This is a genomic window from Nonomuraea sp. NPDC054003 (genome assembly GCF_055585125.1).
Genome location: NZ_JBVJKR010000019.1, coordinates 151,841 through 174,351, shown reverse-complemented (window position 1 = coordinate 174,351; position 22,511 = coordinate 151,841). Strand labels below are relative to the sequence as shown.

24 protein-coding genes, 2 tRNA genes and 1 riboswitch are annotated in these 22,511 nt (G+C 69.8%); of the genes, 11 read left to right on the top strand and 15 right to left on the bottom strand.

Translation table 11 applies throughout. The features are described from left to right. Positions 1-367: 367 nt before the first annotated feature. From ACZ6YG_RS38425 to ACZ6YG_RS38400, 6 genes are all read right to left on the bottom strand, one after another. Positions 368-2,941, bottom strand: a complete 2,574-nt coding sequence (locus tag ACZ6YG_RS38425; protein ID WP_397198593.1) for a valine--tRNA ligase — start codon at positions 2,939-2,941, stop codon at positions 368-370. 70 nt (positions 2,942-3,011) lie between these two features. Then, entirely contained in the window at positions 3,012-4,295 is a 1,284-nt protein-coding gene (clpX, locus tag ACZ6YG_RS38420; protein ID WP_148029965.1) for an ATP-dependent Clp protease ATP-binding subunit ClpX, read from the bottom strand. A 176-nt stretch (positions 4,296-4,471) separates the two neighbouring features. Continuing rightward, positions 4,472-5,095 (bottom strand): ATP-dependent Clp protease proteolytic subunit, encoded by a 624-nt coding sequence (locus tag ACZ6YG_RS38415; protein ID WP_148029964.1) that lies wholly within the window; start codon positions 5,093-5,095, stop codon positions 4,472-4,474. A 9-nt stretch (positions 5,096-5,104) separates the two neighbouring features. Continuing rightward, a complete protein-coding gene (locus tag ACZ6YG_RS38410) occupies positions 5,105-5,737 on the bottom strand; it encodes a ClpP family protease (protein WP_148029963.1) in 633 nt (210 codons plus the stop codon). 183 nt (positions 5,738-5,920) lie between these two features. Continuing rightward, positions 5,921-7,303 carry a trigger factor gene (tig, locus tag ACZ6YG_RS38405; protein ID WP_148029962.1) on the bottom strand — a complete coding sequence of 461 codons (1,383 nt, stop codon included), beginning with the start codon at positions 7,301-7,303 and terminating at the stop codon, positions 5,921-5,923. A gap of 149 nt (positions 7,304-7,452) precedes the next feature. After that, positions 7,453-8,319: a helix-turn-helix domain-containing protein gene (locus ACZ6YG_RS38400; RefSeq protein WP_148029961.1), complete on the bottom strand. Its 867-nt coding sequence runs from the start codon at positions 8,317-8,319 to the stop codon at positions 7,453-7,455. A 233-nt stretch (positions 8,320-8,552) separates the two neighbouring features. On the opposite strand from ACZ6YG_RS38400, the gene ACZ6YG_RS38395 reads away from it, so the two are divergent. After that, entirely contained in the window at positions 8,553-9,029 is a 477-nt protein-coding gene (locus ACZ6YG_RS38395; RefSeq protein WP_148029960.1) for an ATP-binding protein, read from the top strand. Between the two features lie 10 nt (positions 9,030-9,039). On the opposite strand, the gene ACZ6YG_RS38390 is transcribed toward ACZ6YG_RS38395, so the two are convergent. Both ACZ6YG_RS38390 and ACZ6YG_RS38385 read right to left on the bottom strand, forming a co-directional pair. Further along, positions 9,040-9,192: a hypothetical protein gene (locus ACZ6YG_RS38390; protein ID WP_187281012.1), complete on the bottom strand. Its 153-nt coding sequence runs from the start codon at positions 9,190-9,192 to the stop codon at positions 9,040-9,042. A 182-nt stretch (positions 9,193-9,374) separates the two neighbouring features. Further along, a tRNA-Pro gene (locus ACZ6YG_RS38385) sits at positions 9,375-9,451 on the bottom strand. A gap of 90 nt (positions 9,452-9,541) precedes the next feature. On the opposite strand from ACZ6YG_RS38385, the gene ACZ6YG_RS38380 reads away from it, so the two are divergent. The 5 genes from ACZ6YG_RS38380 (at position 9,542) to ACZ6YG_RS38360 (ending at position 12,848) form a co-directional block, all read left to right on the top strand. Next, positions 9,542-9,612: transfer RNA gene (locus tag ACZ6YG_RS38380), tRNA-Gly, on the top strand. A gap of 106 nt (positions 9,613-9,718) precedes the next feature. Further along, positions 9,719-9,874 (top strand): hypothetical protein, encoded by a 156-nt coding sequence (locus tag ACZ6YG_RS38375; RefSeq protein ID WP_187281011.1) that lies wholly within the window; start codon positions 9,719-9,721, stop codon positions 9,872-9,874. An 89-nt stretch (positions 9,875-9,963) separates the two neighbouring features. Next, positions 9,964-10,596, top strand: a complete 633-nt coding sequence (locus tag ACZ6YG_RS38370; RefSeq protein WP_148029957.1) for a nucleoside/nucleotide kinase family protein — start codon at positions 9,964-9,966, stop codon at positions 10,594-10,596. Positions 10,597-10,605: 9 nt separating this feature from the next. Further along, positions 10,606-11,496, top strand: coding sequence for an LLM class flavin-dependent oxidoreductase (locus ACZ6YG_RS38365; RefSeq protein ID WP_466020680.1), 891 nt, complete (start codon positions 10,606-10,608; stop codon positions 11,494-11,496). Between the two features lie 41 nt (positions 11,497-11,537). Beyond that, a complete protein-coding gene (locus ACZ6YG_RS38360) occupies positions 11,538-12,848 on the top strand; it encodes a TrpB-like pyridoxal phosphate-dependent enzyme (protein WP_219547083.1) in 1,311 nt (436 codons plus the stop codon). A 39-nt stretch (positions 12,849-12,887) separates the two neighbouring features. On the opposite strand, the gene ACZ6YG_RS38355 is transcribed toward ACZ6YG_RS38360, so the two are convergent. Further along, positions 12,888-12,965 (bottom strand): 50S ribosomal protein bL37, encoded by a 78-nt coding sequence (locus ACZ6YG_RS38355; RefSeq protein ID WP_371252575.1) that lies wholly within the window; start codon positions 12,963-12,965, stop codon positions 12,888-12,890. A gap of 142 nt (positions 12,966-13,107) precedes the next feature. On the opposite strand from ACZ6YG_RS38355, the gene ACZ6YG_RS38350 reads away from it, so the two are divergent. The 3 genes from ACZ6YG_RS38350 (at position 13,108) to ACZ6YG_RS38340 (ending at position 16,144) form a co-directional block, all read left to right on the top strand. Next, positions 13,108-13,887: a DeoR/GlpR family DNA-binding transcription regulator gene (locus ACZ6YG_RS38350; protein WP_148029954.1), complete on the top strand. Its 780-nt coding sequence runs from the start codon at positions 13,108-13,110 to the stop codon at positions 13,885-13,887. Further along, the gene (galT, locus tag ACZ6YG_RS38345) at positions 13,884-14,966 is read left to right on the top strand and encodes a galactose-1-phosphate uridylyltransferase (RefSeq protein WP_466020679.1); all 1,083 of its coding nucleotides are present in this window, start codon (positions 13,884-13,886) and stop codon (positions 14,964-14,966) included. Before ACZ6YG_RS38350 ends, galT begins: the two co-directional genes overlap by 4 nt. Positions 14,967-15,036: 70 nt before the next feature. Beyond that, positions 15,037-15,176: riboswitch (cyclic di-AMP (ydaO/yuaA leader) on the top strand. Positions 15,177-15,181: 5 nt separating this feature from the next. After that, a complete protein-coding gene (locus tag ACZ6YG_RS38340) occupies positions 15,182-16,144 on the top strand; it encodes a coiled-coil domain-containing protein (protein WP_364237156.1) in 963 nt (320 codons plus the stop codon). 17 nt (positions 16,145-16,161) lie between these two features. On the opposite strand, the gene ACZ6YG_RS38335 is transcribed toward ACZ6YG_RS38340, so the two are convergent. The 5 genes from ACZ6YG_RS38335 to ACZ6YG_RS38315 all read right to left on the bottom strand — a co-directional run bounded on the left by ACZ6YG_RS38335 (position 16,162) and on the right by ACZ6YG_RS38315 (position 20,282). Next, positions 16,162-16,806: a response regulator gene (locus ACZ6YG_RS38335; RefSeq protein ID WP_466020678.1), complete on the bottom strand. Its 645-nt coding sequence runs from the start codon at positions 16,804-16,806 to the stop codon at positions 16,162-16,164. Further along, positions 16,803-18,059 carry a sensor histidine kinase gene (locus tag ACZ6YG_RS38330; protein WP_466020677.1) on the bottom strand — a complete coding sequence of 419 codons (1,257 nt, stop codon included), beginning with the start codon at positions 18,057-18,059 and terminating at the stop codon, positions 16,803-16,805. The genes ACZ6YG_RS38335 and ACZ6YG_RS38330 overlap by 4 nt, the downstream gene beginning before the upstream one ends. A 36-nt stretch (positions 18,060-18,095) precedes the next feature. Continuing rightward, positions 18,096-18,863 carry an ABC transporter permease gene (locus tag ACZ6YG_RS38325; RefSeq protein ID WP_466020676.1) on the bottom strand — a complete coding sequence of 256 codons (768 nt, stop codon included), beginning with the start codon at positions 18,861-18,863 and terminating at the stop codon, positions 18,096-18,098. A 26-nt stretch (positions 18,864-18,889) separates the two neighbouring features. Next, positions 18,890-19,804: an ABC transporter ATP-binding protein gene (locus ACZ6YG_RS38320; RefSeq protein ID WP_466020675.1), complete on the bottom strand. Its 915-nt coding sequence runs from the start codon at positions 19,802-19,804 to the stop codon at positions 18,890-18,892. 154 nt (positions 19,805-19,958) lie between these two features. After that, positions 19,959-20,282, bottom strand: a complete 324-nt coding sequence (locus ACZ6YG_RS38315) for a hypothetical protein (RefSeq protein ID WP_466020674.1) — start codon at positions 20,280-20,282, stop codon at positions 19,959-19,961. 115 nt (positions 20,283-20,397) lie between these two features. Between ACZ6YG_RS38315 and ACZ6YG_RS38310 the strand changes: the two genes are divergently transcribed. Next, on the top strand, positions 20,398-21,051 hold the full coding sequence (locus ACZ6YG_RS38310) for a response regulator transcription factor (RefSeq protein ID WP_148029947.1): 654 nt from the start codon (positions 20,398-20,400) through the stop codon (positions 21,049-21,051). Beyond that, positions 21,048-22,145, top strand: a complete 1,098-nt coding sequence (locus ACZ6YG_RS38305) for a sensor histidine kinase (RefSeq protein ID WP_466020673.1) — start codon at positions 21,048-21,050, stop codon at positions 22,143-22,145. The genes ACZ6YG_RS38310 and ACZ6YG_RS38305 overlap by 4 nt, the downstream gene beginning before the upstream one ends. A 9-nt stretch (positions 22,146-22,154) precedes the next feature. Here the strand turns inward: ACZ6YG_RS38305 and ACZ6YG_RS38300 are convergent, their stop codons facing one another. Continuing rightward, a complete protein-coding gene (locus ACZ6YG_RS38300) occupies positions 22,155-22,508 on the bottom strand; it encodes an MmcQ/YjbR family DNA-binding protein (RefSeq protein WP_148029945.1) in 354 nt (117 codons plus the stop codon). Positions 22,509-22,511 lie beyond the last annotated feature (3 nt).

Below are 22,511 nucleotides of genomic sequence, written 5' to 3'. Positions count from 1 at the left end.
GCACTGGCTTTTAACACACTGTTGAGTTCTCAAGAAACGGACGCGTACACCCCGGCAAGACCCGACCAGCGGCCCCCGCCGAAGAGGCGTTCATTCGTTTCGTCTTCCGAAGTTTACCAGATCCGGACGATTTTCGCAAACCGCCTGATTCCGGGATCTTCCGGACGCCTCTTCCGAGGCAACCCTTCTAACTTACCTGAACTTTCAGCCTCTGTCCAATGACGCGCATCGGACCAGACCGGAAGCCCCGGGCCATCAGTTGGGTTGTCGGGGCGAGCTCCGCCCCACACAGAAAACTCTAGCAGCCCCTGCGGGGTCGGAAGACCTGTTCTCGGTAACGAATAGGCCTTCCCCCCGTCCGTATGGCTCAAACCCTCAGAGCGGCGAGCTGCCCTTCGAGGCGCGCGATGTCGGCCTCGGCCTGGTCGGCACGCGCCCGGACCTTTGCCACGACCTCGTCGGGCGCCTTGGCCATGAACTGCTCGTTGCCCAGCTTGGCGGCCGCCTGAGCAGCCTCCTTACGCGCGACCGCGAGGTCCTTCTCCAGACGCTTGCGCTCGGCGGCCACGTCGATGGCGCCGGCGGTGTCGATCTCCACGGTCACGCCGCCCACGGTCAGCCGGGCCGTCGCCGAGAACGTCTCGGCCGGCTCGGTGAGGCGGAGCAGCGAGCGGATCGCCGCCTCCTGCCGCTCCACGGCGCTGCCCGCCAGCCCCAACCTGGCGGCCACCTTCTGGCCGGGCTTGAGACCCTGGTCGGAGCGGAACCTGCGGACCTCCGTGACGACCTCCTGGAGGGCGGCGACCTCCGCCTCCGCCCGCGGATCGGCGTAGCGGGGGTCGGCCTGGGGCCAAGGGGCGACGACGATGGACTCGGCGCCGGTCAAGGCCCGCCACAGCTCCTCGGAGACGAACGGCACCAGCGGATGGAGCAGCCGCAGCAGCGCGTCGAGCACCTGGCCGAGCACCAGCCGGGTGTGGTCGAGGCCCTCACCGAGCTGGATCTTGGCCAGCTCCAGGTACCAGTCGCAGACCTCGTCCCAGGCGAAGTGGTAGAGCAGCTCGGAGGCCTTGGCGAACTCGTAGTCCTCCAGGGCGGCGTCGGCCGCCGTGATGACGCTCTGCAGCCGGGAGAGGATCCACCGGTCCGCCGCGGTGAGCTCGGCGTCGTCGAGCGGGCCCACGGCAGCGCCGTTCATCAGCGCGAAGCGGGTCGCGTTCCAGATCTTGTTGCAGAAGTTGCGCGAGCCGGCCGCCCATTCCTCGCTGATCGCCACGTCGGCGCCGGGGTTGGCGCCGCGCAGGAGCGTGAAGCGGGTGGCGTCGGCGCCGAAGCGCTCGATCCAGTCGAGCGGGTCGACGACATTGCCGAACGACTTCGACATCTTCTTGCCGTACTGGTCGCGGACCATGCCGTGCAGGGCGACGACGCGGAACGGCGGCTCGCCGTCCATCGCGTACAGGCCGAACATCATCATCCGGGCGACCCAGAAGAACAGGATGTCGTAGCCCGTCACCAGGACGGAGGTCGGGTAGAAGCGCTCCAGCTCGGGGGTGCGCTCGGGCCAGCCCAGGGTGGAGAACGGCCACAGCCCGGAGGAGAACCAGGTGTCGAGGACGTCAGGATCCTGGATGTAGCCCTCGGGCGGCGTCTCGTCGGGGCCGACGCAGACGACCTCGCCGTTGGGGCCGTACCAGACCGGGATGCGGTGGCCCCACCAGAGCTGGCGGGAGATGCACCAGTCGTGCATGTCGTCGACCCAGTCGAAGTAGCGCTTGGCCATCTCCGGCGGGTGGATGCTGGTGCGGCCGTCACGCACCGCGTCGCCGGCCTCCTTGGCCAGCGGGCCCACGTTGACGAACCACTGCAGCGACAGCCTCGGCTCGACGACGGTCTTGCAGCGCGAGCAGTGGCCGACCGAGTGGACGTACGGGCGCTTCTCCTCGACGATGCGGCCCTCGGCGCGCAGCGCGGCGACCACGGCCGGGCGCGCCTCGAACCGGTCGAGGCCCTGGAACGGGCCGTGGGCGGTGATGACGCCGCGCTCGTCCATGACGGTCATGGACGGCAGCGAGTGGCGGCGGCCGATCTCGAAGTCGTTGGGGTCGTGGGCGGGGGTCACCTTGACCGCGCCGGTGCCGAACTCGGGGTCGACGTGCTCGTCGGCCACGACGGGGATGCGGCGGCCGGTCAGCGGCAGCTCGACGGTCGTGCCGACGAGGTGCGCGTAGCGCTCGTCGGACGGGTGGACGGCCACGGCGGTGTCGCCGAGCATCGTCTCGGCCCGGGTGGTGGCCACCACGATCTCATCGGAGTAGCGGATCGAGACCAGCTCGCCGTCGTCCTCGCTGTGCTCCACCTCGATGTCGGACAGCGCCGTCAGGCAGCGCGGGCACCAGTTGATGATGCGCTCGGCGCGGTAGACCAGCCCGTCGTCGTACAGCTTCTTGAACATGGTGAGGACGGCCCGCGACAGGCCCTCGTCCATGGTGAAGCGCTCGCGCGACCAGTCGACGCCGTCGCCGAGCTTGCGCATCTGGCCGAGGATCTTGCCGCCGGACTCTTCCTTCCACTCCCAGACCCGCTCGACGAACGCCTCGCGGCCCAGGTCGTGGCGGGACATGCCCTGCTTGGCGAGCTCACGCTCGACGACGTTCTGGGTGGCGATGCCGGCGTGGTCCATGCCGGGCAGCCAGAGCGTCTCGTGGCCGCGCATCCGGGCGCGGCGGGTCAGCGCGTCCTGGACCGAGTGGTCGAGCGCGTGGCCGATGTGGAGTGAGCCGGTGACGTTGGGCGGCGGCAGGACGATGCTGTAAGGCGTGCGCGAGCTGCCCGGGTCGGCGTGGAAGTAGCCTTCGGTTACCCACCGCTCGTAGCTGCGGGTCTCGACGTCGGCCGGGGTGTACTGGGTGGGCAGCTCTGGCGTTGTCACGGTGACCAATTCTAGGGAGACGGGAAAGGGAAACGCCCCATGGAGGGTGTCCACGGGGCGCTGGCCTTGCCTGGGAGGCTCAGGCCGACTTCTCTCGTGGAGTGCGTTGCTGCTTGGCGGCGAGCTGGTCGCGGGGTACGAGGGTCGGGATCGCGTGTTCGAGCACGGACTCGCGGGTGATGACGACCCGGGCGACGTCCTGCCTGGAAGGCACCTCGTACATGACGGACTGGAGCACCTCCTCCAGGATCGCGCGCAGCCCGCGGGCGCCGGTGCCGCGCAGGATGGCCTGGTCGGCGATGGCCTCCAGGGCGCCGTCGGTGAATTCCAGCTCCACCCCGTCGAGTTCGAGCAGCTTGCGGTACTGCTTGACCAGCGCGTTGCGCGGCTCGGTGAGGATCTGGATGAGGGCCTCGCGGTCGAGGTTGTGGACCGAGGTGATGACCGGCAGGCGCCCGACGAACTCGGGGATCATGCCGAACTTCAGCAGGTCCTCGGGCATCACGTCGGCGAAGATGTCGGCCGTGTCGGCCTCTTCCTTCGACCGGATGATGGCGTTGAAGCCGATGCCCTTCTGACCGACCCGCGACTCGATGATCTTTTCGAGGCCGGCGAACGCGCCACCGCAGATGAACAGCACGTTGGTGGTGTCGATCTGGATGAACTCCTGGTGCGGGTGCTTGCGGCCGCCCTGCGGCGGCACCGAGGCCGTCGTGCCTTCGAGGATCTTCAGCAGCGCCTGCTGCACGCCCTCGCCGGAGACGTCACGCGTTATCGACGGGTTTTCGCTCTTACGGGCGATCTTGTCGACCTCGTCGATGTAGATGATGCCGGTCTCGGCCTTCTTGACGTCGTAGTCAGCGGCCTGGATGAGCTTCAGAAGGATGTTCTCGACATCCTCGCCGACGTAGCCGGCCTCGGTGAGGGCCGTCGCGTCAGCGATGGCGAAGGGCACGTTGAGCATCTTCGCCAGGGTCTGCGCGAGCAGCGTCTTGCCCGAGCCTGTCGGTCCGAGCAGCAAGATGTTGCTCTTGGCCAGCTCAAGGCCGTCGTCTCTGCCCCGGTCGCCGGACTGCACCCGCTTGTAGTGGTTGTAGACCGCCACCGAGAGCGCCTTCTTCGCCTTGTCCTGACCGATGACGTAGGCGTCGAGGAACTCGTAGATCTCCCTCGGCTTGGGCAGGTTGTCCCACTTGAGCTCGGAGGACTCGGAGAGCTCCTCCTCGATGATCTCGTTGCAGAGATCGATGCACTCATCGCAGATGTAGACGCCTGGACCGGCGATGAGCTTCTTGACTTGCTTCTGGCTCTTTCCACAGAACGAGCACTTCAGCAGGTCTCCCCCGTCGCCGATGCGTGCCACCCCAGATACTCCTTTGCGTGGGACCGCCCTGCTCTCCGCGATCCGTATCCTCCGGACCCGGTCCGAACCGCTCAGGTTTCGACGTTACCGTCTTCTGGGCCCTCAGTGAGCCCCCTAGCGGCGAGTCGCACCGGAACGTGCCCTCTTGGGCAGCGCTCCGGTGCCTCACGTCTCGTCTAGGAAGCTACGGGCTGAGCTCGCTTCTTCCTTGACGGGATTATGTCATCGATCAGACCATACGCCTTCGCCTCATCGGCGTTGAGAATTTTGTCGCGTTCGATGTCCTTTCGGACCTCGGCGGCGGACCGTCCGGCATGCCGCGCCACGATCTCCTCGAGGAGCGAGCGCATGCGGAGGATCTCCCTGGCCTGGATCTCGATGTCGCTGCCCTGGCCGCCGCCCTCGGTGGACGGCTGGTGGATCAGCATCCGGGCGTTGGGCAGCGCGAACCGCTTGCCCGGCGTGCCGCCGGCCAGCAGCACAGCCGCGGCGGAGGCGGCCTGGCCGAGGCAGACGGTCTGGATTTCCGGCCGGACGAACTGCATCGTGTCGTAGATCGCCGTCATGGCGGTGAAGGACCCGCCGGGCGAGTTGATGTAGATGCTGATGTCACGGTCGGGATCGAGCGACTCCAGCGTCAGCAGCTGGGCCATGACGTCGTTGGCCGACGCGTCGTCGATCTGCACTCCGAGGAAGATGATGCGGTCCTCGAAGAGCTTGTTGTACGGGTTCATCTCCTTCACGCCGTAGGACGTGCGTTCGACGAAGGAGGGGAGAACGTAACGGCTCTGGATGTTCACTTGCTCCCCCTAGGAGACGGGGCCCTGCGAGGGCACCTGCCGAGCGCTGCGCACGACGTGGTCGATGAAGCCGTAGTCCTTGGCCTCGTCGGCCGTGAACCAGCGGTCGCGATCGGAGTCGCGCTCGATGACCTCGAGCGGCTGCCCGGTGTGGGCGGCGATCCGCTCGGCCAGCATCTTCTTCACGTAGAGCATCTGCTCGGCCTGGATGGCGATGTCGGCGGCCGTGCCGCCGATGCCGCCGGACGGCTGGTGCATCATGACCCGCGCGTGCGGCAGCGAGTAGCGCTTGCCCCTGGCGCCCGCCGACAGCAGGAACTGCCCCATCGAGGCGGCCATGCCCATGACGACCGTGGAGACGTCGTTGGGCACGTATTCCATCATGTCGTAGATCGCCATGCCGGCGCTGACCGAGCCGCCCGGCGAGTTGATGTAGAGAGTGATGTCGCGCTCCGGATCGTCAGCGGCCAGGAGCAGCAGCTCGGCGCAGATCCGGTTGGCGATCTCGTCGTTGACCTCCTGACCGAGCACGATGATGCGCTCGCGCAGCAGGCGCTGGTAAAGCTGATCCTCAAGCCGGAAGGCCGAGCCGTTTTCACGGCCTCGCGACTCAGGCTGGAAGAAGGTCGGCGGGCTGCTCACAGCTTCACCTTCCGATGCGTCGTAATCGATGGGCTTTGCTTGTGACCCTAACGCGCGCCGCCCACAGGTCATGCCCGGTCCACGGGGTGTTCGCTGACGGCGCATGCCGCCGGGAACGCACGAAGCCTCCGGCCCGCCCGCGACATCGGGCCGGCCGGAGGCTCCGGACGGGCGTGTGCGTGGCTACGCCTCGGCCTTCTGCTCCTCGGACTCCTCAGCCGGCTCCTCGGAGGCCTCTTCGCCGTTGATCTCGGTGTAGATGGCCTTGAGGTCGACCTCGCCGCCCTCGCTGTCGACGACTTTGGCGGCATCGCCGAGCACGGCCTTGGCCTTGTCGCGGACGATCTCGACCATGGCCAGCGTCAGCTGGTCGTTGTCGGCGAGGTGCTGGGCCAGCTGGTTGGGCTGGACGCCCATCTCCATGGCGCGGCGGACCACGAAGTTGGTCAGCTCCTGCTCGGAGACGCCGAGCTCCTCAGCCTTGACGATCTTGTCGAGCACGAAGCCGACCTTGATGGCGCGGGCCGAGGCGGTCTCGAACTCGGCGAAGCGCTCCTCCTCGGTCGTCTGGTAGAGCCGGAAGTAGGCGTCGCGGCTCAGGCCGCTCTCGGCGATCTGGTGCTCGAGGTTGTGCTTGCGGGCGTCGATCTCGGCCTTGAGCGCGCTCTCGGGGATCGGGACGTCGATCTTCTCCAGGAGCGTGTCGAGCGCCTTGTCGCGGGCCTGCACCACCTGGTCGATGAGCTTGGTGCGGCGGACCTGCTCGCGGATGCTGCCCTTGAGCTCGTCGAGCGTGTCGAACTCGCTGGCGAGCTGCGCGAACTCGTCGTCGAGCTCCGGAAGCACCTTCTCCTTGACCGACTTGACGTTGATGATGACGTCGGCCTCCTGGCCGGCGTTCTCACCGCCGACGAGCTCGGTGCGGAAGCTCTTCTCCTCGTCGGCGGACATGCCCACGAGGGCGTCGTCGAGGCCCTGGAGCACGGAACCGGCGCCCACCTCGTAGGAGACCTCGCTGGCCTGCTGCTCCTCGATGTTCTCGCCGTCGATCTCGGCCCGCAGGTCCATGACGACGTAGTCGCCGACGGCGGCCGGGCGCTCGACGCCGGTCAGCGTGGCGAAACGCTGGCGGAGCGCGTCGAGCTGCTCGTCGACGTCGGAGTCGGCGACCTCGGCGGAGTCGACGGTGATCTCGACGCCCTGGTAGTCGGGGACGTCGAAGTTGGGACGGATGTCGACCTCGGCGGTGAACTCGATCTGCTCACCGTCCTCGATCTTCGTGACCTCGATGTCCGGCTGGCTGACCGGGAACACGTCGACCTCGTCGACGGCCTGGCCGTAGAGCTTGGGCACCGCTTCGTTGAGGGTCTCCTCCAGGACGACCGCCCGGCCGAAGCGCTGCTCGATGATGCGCGCCGGGACCTTGCCAGGGCGGAACCCGGGGACCCGCACCTGCTGCGCGACCTTCTTGTACGCCGCATCCATGCTCGGGCGCAGCTCGTCGAACGGCACCTCGACAGTGAGCTTCACCCGGGTCGGGCTGAGCTCCTCGACAGCGGTCTTCACGGGGTGGTCTCCTTGATCAAGCTTCGAGTGTTCGCAGGCGCGTCCATTCGGTACGGCTCGCGCGCCGCGCCCACGTAATCGGTGCTGGGCATGCTCCGCAACGGCGGCATCCAAGCGCCACGGTCAGTCTAGGGCAGACCCAGCAGCTCTCAGAACTCATCCGCGATGGCGCGCAGCAGCTCCACAGTCTCGTCAGGCGTGGTGCTGACGGCGCACAACCGTTCCATGACCTCGGTGTAACGATCGACGTCCTCACGCTTGTCCAGGTAGAGGGCGCCGGCGAGCTGCTCGACGTAGATGACGTCGGGCAGGTCGTTGTCCGGGAAGCGCAAGATGGCGAACGCGCCGCCCTCCGCGCTGTGACCGCCGAAGCTGAACGGCATGACCTGAATCGTGATGCTCGGCTGGCGCATCAGATCGATCAGATGCTCGATCTGGGCGCGCATGACCTCGGCGCCGCCGATGGGCCGGCGCAGCGCGGCCTCGTCGATGACCGCCCAGAACACCGGGCCGTCGGGCTTGTCGAACAGCCGCTGACGTTCCAGCCGGAGGTCGACGCGCCGGGAGATCTCGTCGGGGCTGAGCCCGGCGGAACCGGCGGTGACGACCGCGCGCGCGTACTCCTTGGTCTGGAGGAGGCCGGGGACGAACTGGACCTCGTACGTCCTGATCCGGGCGGCCGCCTCTTCGAGGCCGACGTACGCCTGGAACCAGGTGGGGAGGATGTCGTTGAAGCGGTGCCACCAGCCCGGCTCGTTGGCCGTGGCCACCAGGTCGAGCACGGCGCCGCGCGCCTGGTCGTCGGTCACCCCGTACAGCGTCAGCAGGTCGGCGACGTCACGCTCCTTGAAGCCGACCCGGCCGAGCTCCATGCGGCTGATCTTGGATTCGGAGCCTCTGATGAGGTGCCCCGCCTCCTCGCGGGTGACGCCCTTGCTCTCCCTGAGCTTGCGGAGTTGGGAGCCCAGAAGGATGCGCAGCGCCGTAGGGCCGGAACCCGGCTGGTTCTGCGTCACTTTGCCTCCTATCAAGGTCCGCACCACACAGTGACACCACATCGCCGGGTATGACAAGGTCTCAGCTCGGTGTCCGATTCGGATATGTTCCGGTACATCGACCATGCTGCTGCACCTTGCGAATGCACGTGCATTCGGGTCTTGCAGCGACGCCCGGTCGTGACCCATGATGGCTTAGTGCATTTTGGGCCAAACATGCACTAAGCCGATGGCAACTGGGAGGTAACGGCGGGATGGTGGAGGATCCTCTGGCCACTGCCGACTGCCTCCAGATCACCCGTGAGGTGGGGTTCGACCAGTTGCTCACGTCGGCCAAGCCGTACACCACCGCGTGCCCCCTCCCGTTCCAGGCCGACTCGGTCAAGACGGCAAGAGACGTCACCCGCTCCACCCTCGCCCGCTGGGGCCTGTCCGAGCTGGGCGACGACGCCGCCCTGGTGGTCTCCGAGCTTGTCACGAACGCCGTCAGGTACGGCATGTACGCGCACGGCAGCAACGAGATCACCCTGCTGCTGATGAGGGTGGCGCCGCACGTGCTGCTGGCGGTCGCCGACCCCAGCGACGACGTGCCGCGGCGCAAGGAGCCCGACTTCATCTCGGAGAACGGCCGCGGGCTCTACATCGTGGAGACGTACAGCCAGTGCTGGGGCTGGGACCCGCTGAGGCGCGGCGGCAAGGCCGTCTGGGCGCTCTTCCACGCCGGCCCCTGACAGACCGGCCCTAGGAGCCGCGGCGGTCCAGGAAGAACCACGCGCCCAGGCAGAGCAGCGCCATCACGCAGAGGAACGCCACCAGCCCTCGCCCTTCCACGACGAAGGCGGTCACCACGAACACCGCGGCCGCGCCGGCGGCCAAGGAGGAAGTGCGTATCACAGGGGCATTGTGCCGCACCGGGCGAACCATGCGACTCCGGACCGGCCTCTCAGGCCACGGCGGACGAGCACACCACCCGACCTCCTACGACCCGGGCCAGGCGTCCCGGCACAGGGTCGTCCGAGAACCTGTGACGGCCGGCTCCGCCGGTCGCTCCCGGTCTCAGGAAGCGGCTTTCAGGCTGGTCGGGGCGACAGGATTTGAACCTGCGACTTCTTGCTCCCAAAGCAAGCGCGCTGCCAAGCTGCGCCACGCCCCGTGGCGCCGGGGTACGCACGCGCTCCGGGACTCCGGTACGCTTACGCCCTGACGACCGGATGCAGTCTAGACCAGACTTCGACCGGTTCGCGCGGACGTAGCTCAATGGTAGAGCCCTAGTCTTCCAAACTAGCTACGCGGGTTCGATTCCCGTCGTCCGCTCCGCATGCGAAGGCCCAGGCCAGGGAGACGATCCCGCCGCCTGGGCCTTGCTGTTGTCTGATGGAACCCCGGGTCGCCTATGATCAGCACGACGGCAGGAGGCCCCGTGATCTTCCATCCGTACGCGCTCTGCGCCCTCGTCATCATGCTCGGCGGAGTCGCCCTGTTCGTCGTGATGAGCATCCATCTCTGGAAGCTGTTCTGCGGAAGCGCCCCCGGCGGGGACACTCGGCTCTCGGACGATCGCGAAGACTCCGGGTAGTCAGTGGCCGGGGTGAAGCCAGTGCGATCTATCACAAGGCACTCGGTGAGGCCCGCCGTCCTGGAGCGGGCGGCTCGTAGGCTCGGGTGATGGGTGTACGACCGATCTCGGCCGAGGGGCTGGCCGAGGAGCTCGCCGACAGGGTCGCGGGGTGGCCGCGCGAGGCGTGGGTGCGGGTGGTGGTCGACGGGGCGCCGGCGGCCGGGCCGGGCGAGCTGGCCGATCGGCTCGCGGGGCCGTTGCGGGTGCGCGGGCGGGAGGTGCTGCGGGTGTCCGCGGACGACTTCCTGCGGCCCGCGTCGCTGCGGCTGGAGTTCGGGCGCACGGATCCGGACGTGTTCTACGACGAGTGGCTCGACACCGGGGCGCTGCTGCGCGAGGTGCTGGAGCCGCTGGGGCCGGGGCGCTCGGGGAGGGTGCTGCCCGCGCTGTGGGACAGCGGGGCCGACCGCGCCTACCGCGTGCCGTACCGGACGCTGCCGCCCGGCGGGGTGCTGCTGCTCGACGGCACGCTGCTGCTGGGCCGGGGGCTGCCGGTCGAGCTGGCCGTGCACGTGTGGCTGTCCAGGGGCGCGCTGGAGCGCCGCACGCCCGCGGAGGAGCGGTGGCGGTTGCCGGCGTACGAGCGGTACGAGCGCGAGGTGCGGCCGCAGGAGGCCGCGGATGTGGTGGTACGGGCGGACCATCCGGATCGGCTGGCGATCCGGGCCGTGAACGGGTAGGTGACGGTTATGGCTGATTATGGACGTCCGCTGGAGTTCGGCTACTTCCTGGTGCCCTATGCCGATGATCCGCTGGTCGAGTACGCGCGGCTGGCCGACGGACTGGGGCTGGACCTGATCGGTGTGCAGGATCACCCGTACCAGCGGCGCTACGTGGAGACCTGGACGCTGCTGAGCGTGATCGCCACGGCCACCGAGCGGGTGCGGGTGTTCCCTGACGTGGCCAGCCTGCCGATGCGGCAGCCGGCCGTGCTCGCCAAGGCGGCGGCCAGCCTCGACCTGCTCAGCGGCGGCCGGGTGGAGCTGGGGCTGGGCGCCGGGGCGTTCTGGGACGCGATCGAGGCGTACGGAGGAGCGCGGCGCACGCCCGGGCAGGCGATCGGCGCGCTGGAGGAGGCCGTCGCGGTCGTCAGGGCGATCTGGAGCGGCGAGCGCAACCGGCGGTTCGACGGCGAGCACTACCGGCTCAGCGGCGCCCAGGCGGGGCCTGAGCCCGCGCACCCGATGGAGATCTGGCTCGGCGTCGGCGGGCCGCGGGCGCTCGCGCTCACCGGCAGGGCAGCCGACGGGTGGCTGCCGTCCTCGTCGTGGGCGCCGCCGGAGCGGCTGCCCGAGCTGCAGGAGCGCATCGACGAGGCCGCGGAGAAGGCGGATCGCCGGCCGCGGGACGTGCGCAGGCTCTACAACGTCAACGGCACCATCACCGGAGGCCCGAGCGAGGGCTTCCTCAAGGGCCCGGCCGGGCAGTGGGTGGACGAGCTGACCGACCTGGCGGTGGCCTACGGGATGGACACGTTCATCCTGTGGCCGGAGGGCGACCAGCGGGAGCAGCTGACCAGGTTCGCCGAGGAGGTCGTGCCGGAGGTGCGCCGCCAGGTCGACGCGGAGCGACGCGCCTGACGGGACTGGATCGTGACCGGCGGCGGGAGCAGACTGGGACGATGATCCCCAGCAACTGGTACAACATCGTTCCCGATCTGCCCGTCCCGCCTCCCCCGCCGCTGCACCCGGCGACCAGGCAGCCGATCGGTCCCGATGACCTGGCGCCGCTGTTCCCGATGGAGCTCATCCGTCAGGAGGTCGGCCAGGAGCGGTACGTGCCCATTCCCCAGGAAGTGCTCGACGTCTACCGGCTGTGGCGGCCGACCCCGCTGATGCGGGCCCGCAACCTGGAGAAGTCGCTGGGCACGCCGGCGCGCATCTACTACAAGTACGAGGGCGTCTCCCCGGCCGGCTCGCACAAGCCGAACACGGCCGTCCCGCAGGCGTTCTACAACGCCCAGGAGGGCGTGCGCAGGCTCACCACCGAGACGGGCGCCGGGCAGTGGGGCAGCTCGCTGGCCTTCGCCTGCGCCCAGTTCGGCCTCGACTGCGAGATCTGGATGGTGCGCGCCTCCTACGACCAGAAGCCGTACCGTTCGGCGCTGATGCGCGTGTACGGGGCGAGCGTGCACGCCAGCCCGTCGCCCGTGACGCAGGCCGGCAGCAAGGTGCTGGCCGAGTACCCCGGCTCCCCCGGCAGCCTGGGCATCGCGATCAGCGAGGCGGTCGAGGTCGCCGCGTCGGCCGACGACACCCGGTACGCGCTCGGGTCGGTGCTCAACCACGTGCTCATGCACCAGACGGTGATCGGCGAGGAGGCGCTGGGGCAGCTGGAGGAGATGCCGGACGTCATCGTCGGCTGCACCGGCGGCGGGTCGAACTTCGGCGGCCTGGTCTTCCCGTTCCTGCGCGAGAAGCTGGCCGGGAAGATCGACCCGGTCATCCGGGCCGTCGAGCCGGAGGCGTGCCCGTCGTTCACGCGCGGCCGCTACGCCTACGACTTCGGCGACACGGCGGGCCTGACCCCGCTGATGAAGATGCACACGCTGGGCCACGACTTCGTGCCCGACCCCATCCACGCGGGCGGGCTGCGCTACCACGGCATGTCGCCGCTGCTGTCGCACATGTACGAGCTGGGGATGTTCGAGGCGGTCACCCGCTCGCAGAGGGAGTGTTTCGAGGCGGGGGTGCGCTTCGCCAGGACGGAGGGCATCCTGCCCGCGCCGGAGCCGACGCACGCGCTGGCCGAGACCATCGCGGAGGCGCTGCGCTGCAAGGAGAGCGGGGAGGAGAAGGTGATCCTGACCGCGCTGTGCGGGCACGGCCACTTCGACCTGGCCGCCTACGAGCGCTACCTGTCGGGCGAGATGGAGGACTTCGCGCTGCCGCAGGAGCGCATCGACGAGGCGCTGAGCGGGCTGCCGGCGTGAACGAGGACCCGCCGCCCGCCGGGCGGGCGGCGGTGTCCGTCAGCGCGCGGTGGGGCGCTTGCCGTGGTTGGCCTTCTTCTTCTTGCGTGCCTTGCCTTTGCGTGCGCGCCTGGCCATATGGTCACCTCCCGGTGGTCGGGGTACGGGATCCGACCCAACGTCCCTCTTCACCGGCTTCCCGGCAAGGCCTGGGGTTACCTAACATTCCCCAACATATTCGTGTCATAATTTGGTGGAATCTGTTGGAAGGAGCGGGGGCGTGCTCGCACAGCAGCGCCAGCAGGCGATCCTCGAACGCGTGCGCAGCAAGGGCGGTGTCCGGGTGGCCGACCTCGTGCGCGAGCTCGGCGTCTCCGACATGACCATCCGCCGGGACCTGGAGGTGCTCGCCGACCGGGGGCTGCTGGAGAAGGTCCACGGCGGCGCCACCGCGGTCGGCCCCGGCTCCACCGAGGAGCCCGGCTTCACCGCCAAGTCGGCCAGGCAGCAGCAGGAGAAGGAGGCCATCGCGCGCCGCGCGGCCCAGCTCGTGCGCCCCGGCACCGCGGTCGCCCTGTCCGCCGGCACCACCACCTGGGCGCTGGCCCACCATCTGATCGGCGTGCCCGAGCTCACCGTGATCACCAACTCGATCCCGGTGGCCGACGTCTTCCACCGCAACGCCCGCGCCGACCGCACGGTCGTGCTCACCGGCGGCGTGCGCACCCCCTCCGACGCGCTCGTCGGCCCGGTCGCGGTGGCCGCGATCCGCCGCCTGCACGTCGACACGCTCTTCCTCGGGGTGCACGGGATGAGCCTGCGCGCCGGGTTCACCACTCCCAACCTGCTGGAGTCCGAGACCGACCGTGAGCTGGTCAGCGCCGCGCACCGGCTCGTGGTGCCGGCCGACCACACCAAGTGGAACACGGTCGGCATCAGCACCATCGCCGAGCTGACGGAGGCCGACGTGGTCATCAGCGACGCGGGGCTGCCCGAGGAGGCACGCAGGGAGCTGGCCGACAGGGCCGGAGAGTTGATCATCGCAGAGGGGGCGGCGTGAAGCGCACCATCACCGAGCTGGCCGACGGCCGGGAGCTCATCTACTTCGACCGGAGCGACGGCGCCGACCGCAGCGCGATCGACCGGCGGCCGCTGGACCCGCGGCCGGTGGCGTCGGAGCTGCGCTACGACCCGCTGACCGAGGAGTGGATCGCGATGGCGGGCCACCGGCAGACCCGGACGTTCCTGCCGCCGCCCGACGAGTGCCCGCTGTGCCCGTCGTCCGACACGCGGGCGTCGGAGATCCCGGCGTACGACTACGACGTGGTCGTGTTCGAGAACCGCTTCCCCTCCTTCTCCGGCAATCTCGGGACTTATCAGGATGTCGGGGGGCTGAGCGAGGTCCGGCCGGGCATGGGGCGGTGCGAGGTTGTGTGCTTCACCTCGACGCACGACTCGTCCTTCTCCCAGCTCTCCGACGACCGGGTGGAGCTGGTCATGGAGGCCTGGGCCGACCGTACGGCCGAGCTGTCCGCGCTGGAGGGCGTCGAGCAGGTCTTCTGCTTCGAGAACCGGGGCGAGGAGATCGGCATCACGCTCTTCCACCCGCACGGGCAGATCTACGCGTACCCGTACGTGACGCCGCGCACCAAGCTGCAGCTCGGGGCGGCCCGGCGGTACGCGGAGCGGCGACAGGGCCGCAACCTGTACGCGGACGTGCTGGCCGCCGAGCGGGTGGCCGGGGTCCGGGTGGTGGCGGCCAACGAGCTGTGGACGGCGTTCGTGCCGGCGGCCGCGCGCTGGCCGTTCGAGGTGCACCTCTACCCGCACCGGCAGGTGCCCGACCTGGCGGCGCTGTCGGAGGCCGAGCGGTCCGCGTTCGCCCCGCTCTACACCTCGGTGCTGCGCGCGCTGGACGGGCTGTTCGGGGTGCCGATGCCGTACATCTCGGCCTGGCACCAGGCGCCGGTCCGGCAGGACCGCGAGCTGGGCTACCTGCACCTGGAGCTGTTCTCCATCAGGCGGGCCCCGGGCAAGCTGAAGTATCTGGCAGGATCCGAGTCGGCCATGGGCGCGTTCGTCAACGACGTGCTCCCCGAAGAAGCCGCACGCATGCTTCGATCACAGGTAGATCACTAAGAGATTTCCGTTTGACTCGCATTACTTGTGATCTACCACTACTATCCCTTCCAGCACGACCGTAAAGCGCCGTGTGAACATGCCTAATCCTGGGCGAGTTGCCCAGGAGCCGGGGACCCAATCGCACTTGGGGTGAATCCACTTCGGTGGTAGGGAGCGCTCCCGTACCCGAACCCGTCAGCTAACCCGGCCGGCAGAGGGAGAGGACCCATCACGTGGCGGCAGCGTCCCCCGCGCATCTTGCCATCGGTTTCGTCACCGCCGCGGCGGTGCTTTTCACCCCGGCCCTTACCACGTCCGCGGCGGCGGACCCCAAGCCCGGCGAGCAGCAGCTCCGCAGGGAGCTGAAGCAGCTCAACGCCAAGGTCGACAAGCTGATCGAGCGCTACAACCTCAAGCGCGTCGAGCTGGCCGAGGCCCGCAAGGCGGCGGAGGAGGCCGACAAACGGCTGGCCACCGCCGAGCAGACCCTGAGCTCCGCCGAGGACCGGGTCGCCGAGCTGGCCCTGCTGCAATACCAGAGCGGTGGCATGCAGCTGCCGAGCCTGATCCAGTTGCCCGACGGCCGCAACGCCGCCCTGCTGGCGCAGCTCACGGCCGAGCAGCAGGCGCTGGTCGACAAGGTGGCCGAGGCCCGCGACGAGACGAAGAAGGCGGCCGACGAGGCCACGGCGCTGACCAAGGAGATCGAGTCCGACGCCGCCGAGGTGGCCGGCCAGCGCGAAGAGGCCGAGGGCGTCATCAAGGACATCGAGAAGAAGCTGGAAGATCTGGTGCCGATCGCCACCGGCCGCCGTTCCGACGGCACCTGGGCGCCGCAGCTCCCGTCGGGCGCCGACAACATCACGCCCCGCACCCGGCTGATGAAGACCGAGATCGCGAAGAACTTCGCCCTGCCGTTCAGCGTGGGCTGCTTCCGCTCCGGGTCGAGCGGCGAGCATCCGCTGGGCCGGGCCTGCGACTTCATGATGAGCACCGGCGGCTCGATGCCGTCAGGGACCAACACGGCCCTCGGCGACCGCATCGCCGAATGGGCCGTGCAGAACCGCGGCAAGCTGGGCGTGAAGTACGTGATCTGGAAGCAGCGGATCAACCACGGCTCGGGCTGGAGCGGCATGTCCGACCGGGGCAGCATCACCGAGAACCACTTCGACCACGTGCACATCTCGATGCACTGAGAAGGGGGTCTCCAGCGTCATCGCGGGACGAGCAGCCCTCGGTTGAACGCCTCGGTGACGGCGGCGGCGCGGTCCCCCACGCCCAGCTTGGCGTAGATGTTCAGGAGGTGACTCTTGACCGTGGCCTCGGTGATGAACAGCCGGGCGGCCGCCTCACGGTTGGTGTTCCCGGCCGCCACGAGTTCGAGGACCTCGAGCTCACGACGGCTGAGCAGCTGCGGCGCGGGGGTCCTGACCCGGTTCATCAGCCGTGCCGCCACCGAGGGGGACAGCACGCTCTCTCCCTTGGCGGCGGCCCGCGCGCCTCGCAGCAACTCCTCCCGGGGGGAGTCCTTGAGCAGGTAGCCGGTCGCACCCGCCTCGATCGCCGGGAGGACGTGGGTGTCGGTGTCGTAGGTCGTCAGGACCAGCACGCGCGCGGTGACGCCCAGCCTGGTCAGCTCGTTGATCGCGGTCAGCCCGTCCATGCCCGGCATGCGCAGGTCCATCAGGATCACGTCGGGCCGGAGCTCCTGGGCGAGCCGTACGGCCGCGGCGCCGTCCGCCGCCTCGCCCAGCACCTCGAATCCCGGCGCGGAGGCGAACATGCTGCTCAGCCCGTCCCTGACGACGGGATGGTCGTCCGCGATCAACAACCGGACCGTGGCCGCGTGATCGGTCATGCGTGGCTCCCGGCCGGCAGGGTGGGGACGCAGGCCGAGATCCCGGTGCCGGCGCCGGGCTCGGACTCGATCCGCAGCGTGCCGGACAGTCCTTCGACGCGCTGACGCATGATGGTCAGGCCGAATCCGCCGCCGCGGGGCGGCGGTGACCCGTCGTCCGTGTCGAGACCCGCGGGGTCGAAGCCCCTGCCGTCGTCACGTACGTCCAGCGCGACCTCGTGGTCCAGGTAGGACAGGGTCACGCCGACCCTGGTCGCGTGCGCGTGCTTGGCCACGTTGGCCAGTGCCTCCTGGGCCGTGCGCAGCAGCGCGAACTCGGCCTCCGGTGTCATCGGCAGCGCCGTGCCGGTCGTCGTGACGTGAACGGCGAGCCCGTGCAGCCTCGACCACCGGCCGGCGACGTCGGCGAGGGCGTCGCTCAGGCGCGCGGTCCGCAGCGGCTCGGGCCGGAGCGCGTCGACCGAGCGCCGCGCCTCGGCCAGGCTCTCCCTCGCCAGGTTCTTGACGGCGTCGAAGGGCCGGCGCCACGGCGCCGGGACCTCGTGCATCTGCTCGGCCGCCTGGAGCTGCGCGATGATGCCGGTGAGCCCCTGCGCCAGGGTGTCATGGATCTCGCGGGCCATCCGCCGACGCTCGTCGAGCACGCCCGCCTCCCTGGCCTGGGCGAGCAGCTGGGCGTGCAGGCCGGCGTTCTCGGCGAGCGACGCCTCCAGCAGCCGGTTCGTCCGGCTCAGCTCTCCGAGGGTCTGCTCGCGCCGCTCCTCCTCCTTCTCGGCGAGCCACAGGCCCCAGGCGCAGGCGCACATCATGGCGATGTTGAAGGCGATGACGATCACGGCCAGCGTCAGGCCGAGGACGTCGGTCGTGGGGATGTTGGACGCCTGCGCCGTACCGGCCAGGACCGCCGTGGCGGCCACCCCCAGCAGCCGCCACGGCCAGCGCAGGACCGTGAAGGAGTAGATGTAGGCGGCGGGGGTGAAGAGCCCGAAGAGGGGATGACGGATCACCAGGACCGCGGTGATCACGAGCAGCCCCGCGACGAACACCCCCATGGTCCGTGGCCGGCCCCACCAGCCGGGACGCAGGGTGAACATGCCGAGCATCCACGCGGCGGCCAGGGCGCACAGGCCGAGGTCGACGAGCAAGGAGCCCGTCCAGTCCTCCACGACCAGCAGGATCGCGACGAGGAGCGCCAGCAGCGCGTAGGGCACCACGTTGACCAGAAGCAACGGCGGCTGTGGCGAAGTCTTCAAGGCTCCCTCTCCCTTGCGGGATTCTATTCCGGGCGGCTATTCCCAGCGGAACCAGCGGATCGCGACGGACGCGCACACCACCGCGTAGGCCGCCAGGGTCAGCAGCGGCACGGCGGACGGGAAGTGACCCTGGTACGCGTCCTGGAACGCCCCCATGCCCGCGCCGAGCGGGGTGTAGTGGGCGATGTCCCGCAGCAGCGGCGGCATCTGCGAGATCGGCACCCACAGTCCGGCGAAGAACATCATCGGGAAGAACAGCACCGTGCCGATCGCCGTGGCCGGGCCGCGCCCGGGCGCGAGTGCGGTGATCAACAGGCCGATCGCGAGCAGCGCGGCCGCCGCGAGCAGCCAGGCGAGGGCGAAACCGGGAAGGTGCTCCGGCAGGCCGACGCCGAAGCCGAACCCGGCCACCGCGAGGAACAGGACCATCGCGACGACCGCGATGGCGAAGTTGGCCACGAGCTGGGCGGCGAGCACGCGGGCCGGGCCGACCGGCGTGGTGCGCATGCGCCGCAGCACGCCGTTCTCCCGGTATCCCGCGAGCGTGGTCGGCAGGGAGGCCGTGGCCAGGATGGCCAGGTTGAACAGAACCAGAACAGGGACGTAAAGGTCGAAGTACGTCAGGCCGCCGCCGCCTTCCACGGGCGTCCGCAGATCGGAGACGCTGCCGAGGATGACCAGCAGGATCAGCGGGAAGCCGATGCCCCACAGGGGGCCGACCTTGTCCCGGACGCACAGCGTGCTCTCGGCCTTGATGAGCCGCCAGGTCGCGGAACCCCGCTCGGCGGTCTTCGATGCTGACATGGGCATGGGGGCCTCTCTCTGATGTGTCACCGGGGGCCGGGGCGCTTGCCGGTCAGCCGGACGAACGCGTCCTCCAGGCTCGCCTGCTCGACGCGCAGTTGATGGGCCACGATCCGGTTACGGGCCAGCACGGTGGTGACGGCGTTGAGCGCGTTGTCGTTGCCGTTGACGATGACCAGGTCTCCCCGGCGGGTGACGCCGGAGACGTCGGGCAGGCTCGTCAGCAGGCGGTCGTCCATCGGCCTGGACGGGCGGAACTGGATCCGCTGCCCGGCGCACGCCCGCTCGGTCAGACCGGCCGGGGTGTCCACCATGACGACGCGGCCGGCGTCGATCAGCGCGAGCCGGTCGCACAGCCGCTCGGCCTCCTCCATGAAGTGGGTGACCAGCACGATCGTCACCCCGCGAGAGCGCACGCCCTCGATCAGGTCCCAGGTGTCGCGCCGGGCCTGCGGGTCGAGGCCGGTGGTGAGCTCGTCGAGGATCGCCACCCTGGGGCTGCCGACGAGCGCCAGCGCGATCGAGAGCCGTTGTTTCTGGCCGCCGGACAGCTTGGCGTACCTGGTCTTCGCCTTGTCCGCCAGGCCGAGGCCGTCCAGCAGTCCGCGCCAGTCGGCGGGCTCGGGATAGAAGGAGCTGTAGAGCTCCAGGGCCTCGGCGACCTGGAGCCGCTCGGGGAGGTGGCCGGCCTGCAACTGGACGCCGAGCCGGCGGGTCAGCTCGGCGCGGTCACGGAGAGGGTCCAGCCCGAGCACCTTGATCTCACCGCGGTCCGGGGTGCGGAGGCCCTCGACGCACTCCACGGTCGTCGTCTTGCCGGCGCCGTTCGGGCCGAGGATCCCGAAGATCTCACCCTCCTGGACGGTGAGTGAGACGTCATCGACCGCGATCTTGTCGTCATAGCGTTTGTGGAGGTCGCGTACCTCGATCACTGGTGGCATGCGCGCGTCCCTTCGGTGGTTGGCGCATTCAGCCTGCTACGACCGGCACTTCCGCCGACACCGACCAGGAGACGGGACCTGGCCGCCGGACGGCGGAGGCGGCGATCCACCGATCGGTGGATCGCCGCCCGGACGTAGCCCAGTGCCCTGCGGGTCAGGACGGGAACGGCGGCGCTGTCGGCGCTGCCGGCGCGCCCGGCAACCGGGAACCCGCGGGCAGCAGTGGCTCGCACGCTTCGACCGCCGCCCCGTACTTCCCCGACAGGACGTCGACGCGCTCACCCTTGATGTCGAGGTTGACCAGCCCGTCCGAGGAGAGCGCGACCTCGGGGAAGCCGGGCAGCCCGTGAGCGCGCATGCAGGCGGTGAACTGCTCGCCGTCCCTGACGGGCTCCTCTTCCGAGCCGGCCATCCAGCCCACGCCGGCGGCCAGGACGACGGCGGCCAGGACGAACCTGCTGATCTTCGAGCCGAACATGATGTCTCCGTTTCGGTCGGCCGTGTGTGCCTCCAGGAAAGGCGGGGGCCGGTTACAGGGTCGGAACGGTGACGGTTACCCCGCTGTAACCGGCGATGGGGGCATTCTGGGGATCATGAGGGTGTTGGTGGTCGAAGACCATGAGGAGCTGGCCCTGACGGTCGCGGCGGGGCTGCGCCGCGAGGGCATGGCCGTCGACGTGGTCCTGGACGGCCGGAGCGCGCTCGACCGCACCTCGGTGACCCGTTACGACGTGATCGTGCTCGACCGGGACCTGCCCGGCCTGCACGGTGACGAGGTGTGCGGGTCGCTGGCCGGCGCCGGCTATCCGGCGCGGGTGCTGATGCTCACCGCCGCCGGGACGATCGACGACAGGGTGACGGGGCTCGGCGCGGGCGCCGACGACTACCTGCCCAAGCCGTTCGCCTTCGCCGAGCTGGTCGCCCGGATCAGGGCGCTGGCCAGGCGGTCGCACCGCGCTCTCCCGCCGGTGCTCGTCCACGGCGACCTGCGGCTCGACCCGTCCACCCGGATCGCCGTCCGCGACGGGCGCCGGCTGCCGCTGAGTCCCAAGGAGTTCGCCGTCCTGGAACTGCTGCTGACCGCCGGAGGCGCGGTGGTCTCCGCCGAGGAGTTGCTGGAGCGCGGCTGGGACGAGTTCGCCGACCCGTTCACCCACACCGTGAAGGTCACGATCAGCCGGCTGCGCCGCAAGCTCGGCGATCCGCCGCTGATCGAGACGGTCCCGCAGGCGGGATACCGCATATGAGGCGGACCGTACGGCTTCGCCTGACCCTGCTCTACGGTGGCCTGTTCGCGCTGGCCGGGGTCGTGCTGGTCGCGCTCATCTACCTGCTGGTCCAGTACTCGCCCTTCCCTGCACCGCCCGCCGCGCCCGCGCCGCCCGGCGGGTTCGACGTGTCCGTCCGGACGCCCGCGGTGGAGCGGGTGGCGGACCCGCTCCGGCTGCTGGTCAACTCCCTGATCGCGCTGGCCTTCATGACCTGCGCGGCGATGTTCCTCGGCTGGCTCATGGCCGGGCGGGTGCTGCGGCCGCTGGGCGAGATGACGGACACCGTCCGGCGCATCACGGCCGACCGGCTCGACCGGCGGCTCGCCGCCTCCGGGCCCGACGACGAGCTGAAAAGGCTGGCCGACACCTTCGACGCGCTGCTGGACCGGCTGGAGGCGGCCTTCACCGCGCAGCGGCGCTTCGTCGCCAACGCCTCCCACGAGCTGCGCACGCCGCTGACGCTGCAACGGGCCATGGCCGAGGTCGCGCTCGCCGACCCCGAGGCCCACGCCCGGGCTCTGCGGGCCGTGCTGGAACGCGTCGTCGCCGCGGGGAAGCATCAGGAACGGCTCATCGAGGCCCTGCTCGTGCTGGCCCGCAGCCAGCAAGGGCTGGACCACCGCCGCCCCCTCGACCTGGCCGCGATCACCGGACAGGCACTCGGGCGATACGAGGACGCGGAGATCCGCGTCGACTCCTCCCTCCGCCCGGCGCCCGCCTCCGGTGACCCCGCCCTGATCGAGCGCCTGGTCACGAACCTGCTGGACAACGCCGTACGCTACAACGTGCCCGATGGGTGGATCACGGTGGAGACGGCCGGGCGTTCCGGCCGCTCCGTCCTCCGGATCTCCAACAGCGGCCCGCTGATCCCGCCCGAACGGGCGCACCTGCTCACGCGGCCCTTCCAGCGCCTGGAGACCGGCAGGAAGGCCGGCGGCGACGGGTCGGGGCTCGGGTTGTCGATCGTGGCCGCCGTCGTCGAGGCCCACCGCGGCACGCTGGAGGTCCGGCCGCTGCCGGACGGCGGGCTCGACGTGACCGTCACCTTGGTGACACCCGGCCCAGCATGAGGGCCGCCGTCAGGGCAGGCGGGCGAGGAGCGACTTGGGCGCCGTCTGCCGGTAGGCGTCGGTGACGAGTTCGGCGATCTCGTCCCAGTCGACGCCCTCGACGTCCAGGTAGACGCCCAGCCAGCCGCGGTGTCCCACGTACGGCGGGCGGAAGAAGCGGGCCGGGTCGTGCGCCACCAGCTCCTCCTGGGCGCCGGGCGGGGCCGCGCACCAGAAGGCCAGCCGGTCGTCGTGGTGGTGGTCGGCGTACATGACGAACGTCTTCTTGCCGCGCACGAACCAGGTGGGCTCGCCGTGGCTGAGCCGCTCGGTGACCTCGGGCAGGGCCAGGCAGACGGCGCGCAGCCGCTCCAGGGGGTCCATGCG

What these genes read in the sequence shown, in the direction of transcription:
- ACZ6YG_RS38325 (WP_466020676.1), bottom strand. Translation starts at nt 18,863, where the DNA reads ATGTCAGCATCGAAGACCGCCGAGCGGGGTTCCGCGACCTGGCGGCTC.
- ACZ6YG_RS38315 (WP_466020674.1), bottom strand. Translation starts at nt 20,282, where the DNA reads ATGTTCGGCTCGAAGATCAGCAGGTTCGTCCTGGCCGCCGTCGTCCTG.
- ACZ6YG_RS38355 (WP_371252575.1), bottom strand. Translation starts at nt 12,965, where the DNA reads ATGGCCAGGCGCGCACGCAAAGGCAAGGCACGCAAGAAGAAGAAGGCC.
- ACZ6YG_RS38365 (WP_466020680.1), top strand. Translation starts at nt 10,606, where the DNA reads ATGGCTGATTATGGACGTCCGCTGGAGTTCGGCTACTTCCTGGTGCCC.
- ACZ6YG_RS38370 (WP_148029957.1), top strand. Translation starts at nt 9,964, where the DNA reads ATGGGTGTACGACCGATCTCGGCCGAGGGGCTGGCCGAGGAGCTCGCC.
- ACZ6YG_RS38335 (WP_466020678.1), bottom strand. Translation starts at nt 16,806, where the DNA reads ATGACCGATCACGCGGCCACGGTCCGGTTGTTGATCGCGGACGACCAT.
- ACZ6YG_RS38360 (WP_219547083.1), top strand. Translation starts at nt 11,538, where the DNA reads ATGATCCCCAGCAACTGGTACAACATCGTTCCCGATCTGCCCGTCCCG.
- ACZ6YG_RS38320 (WP_466020675.1), bottom strand. Translation starts at nt 19,804, where the DNA reads ATGCCACCAGTGATCGAGGTACGCGACCTCCACAAACGCTATGACGAC.
- ACZ6YG_RS38305 (WP_466020673.1), top strand. Translation starts at nt 21,048, where the DNA reads ATGAGGCGGACCGTACGGCTTCGCCTGACCCTGCTCTACGGTGGCCTG.
- ACZ6YG_RS38300 (WP_148029945.1), bottom strand. Translation starts at nt 22,508, where the DNA reads ATGGACCCCCTGGAGCGGCTGCGCGCCGTCTGCCTGGCCCTGCCCGAG.
- ACZ6YG_RS38310 (WP_148029947.1), top strand. Translation starts at nt 20,398, where the DNA reads ATGAGGGTGTTGGTGGTCGAAGACCATGAGGAGCTGGCCCTGACGGTC.
- ACZ6YG_RS38395 (WP_148029960.1), top strand. Translation starts at nt 8,553, where the DNA reads ATGGTGGAGGATCCTCTGGCCACTGCCGACTGCCTCCAGATCACCCGT.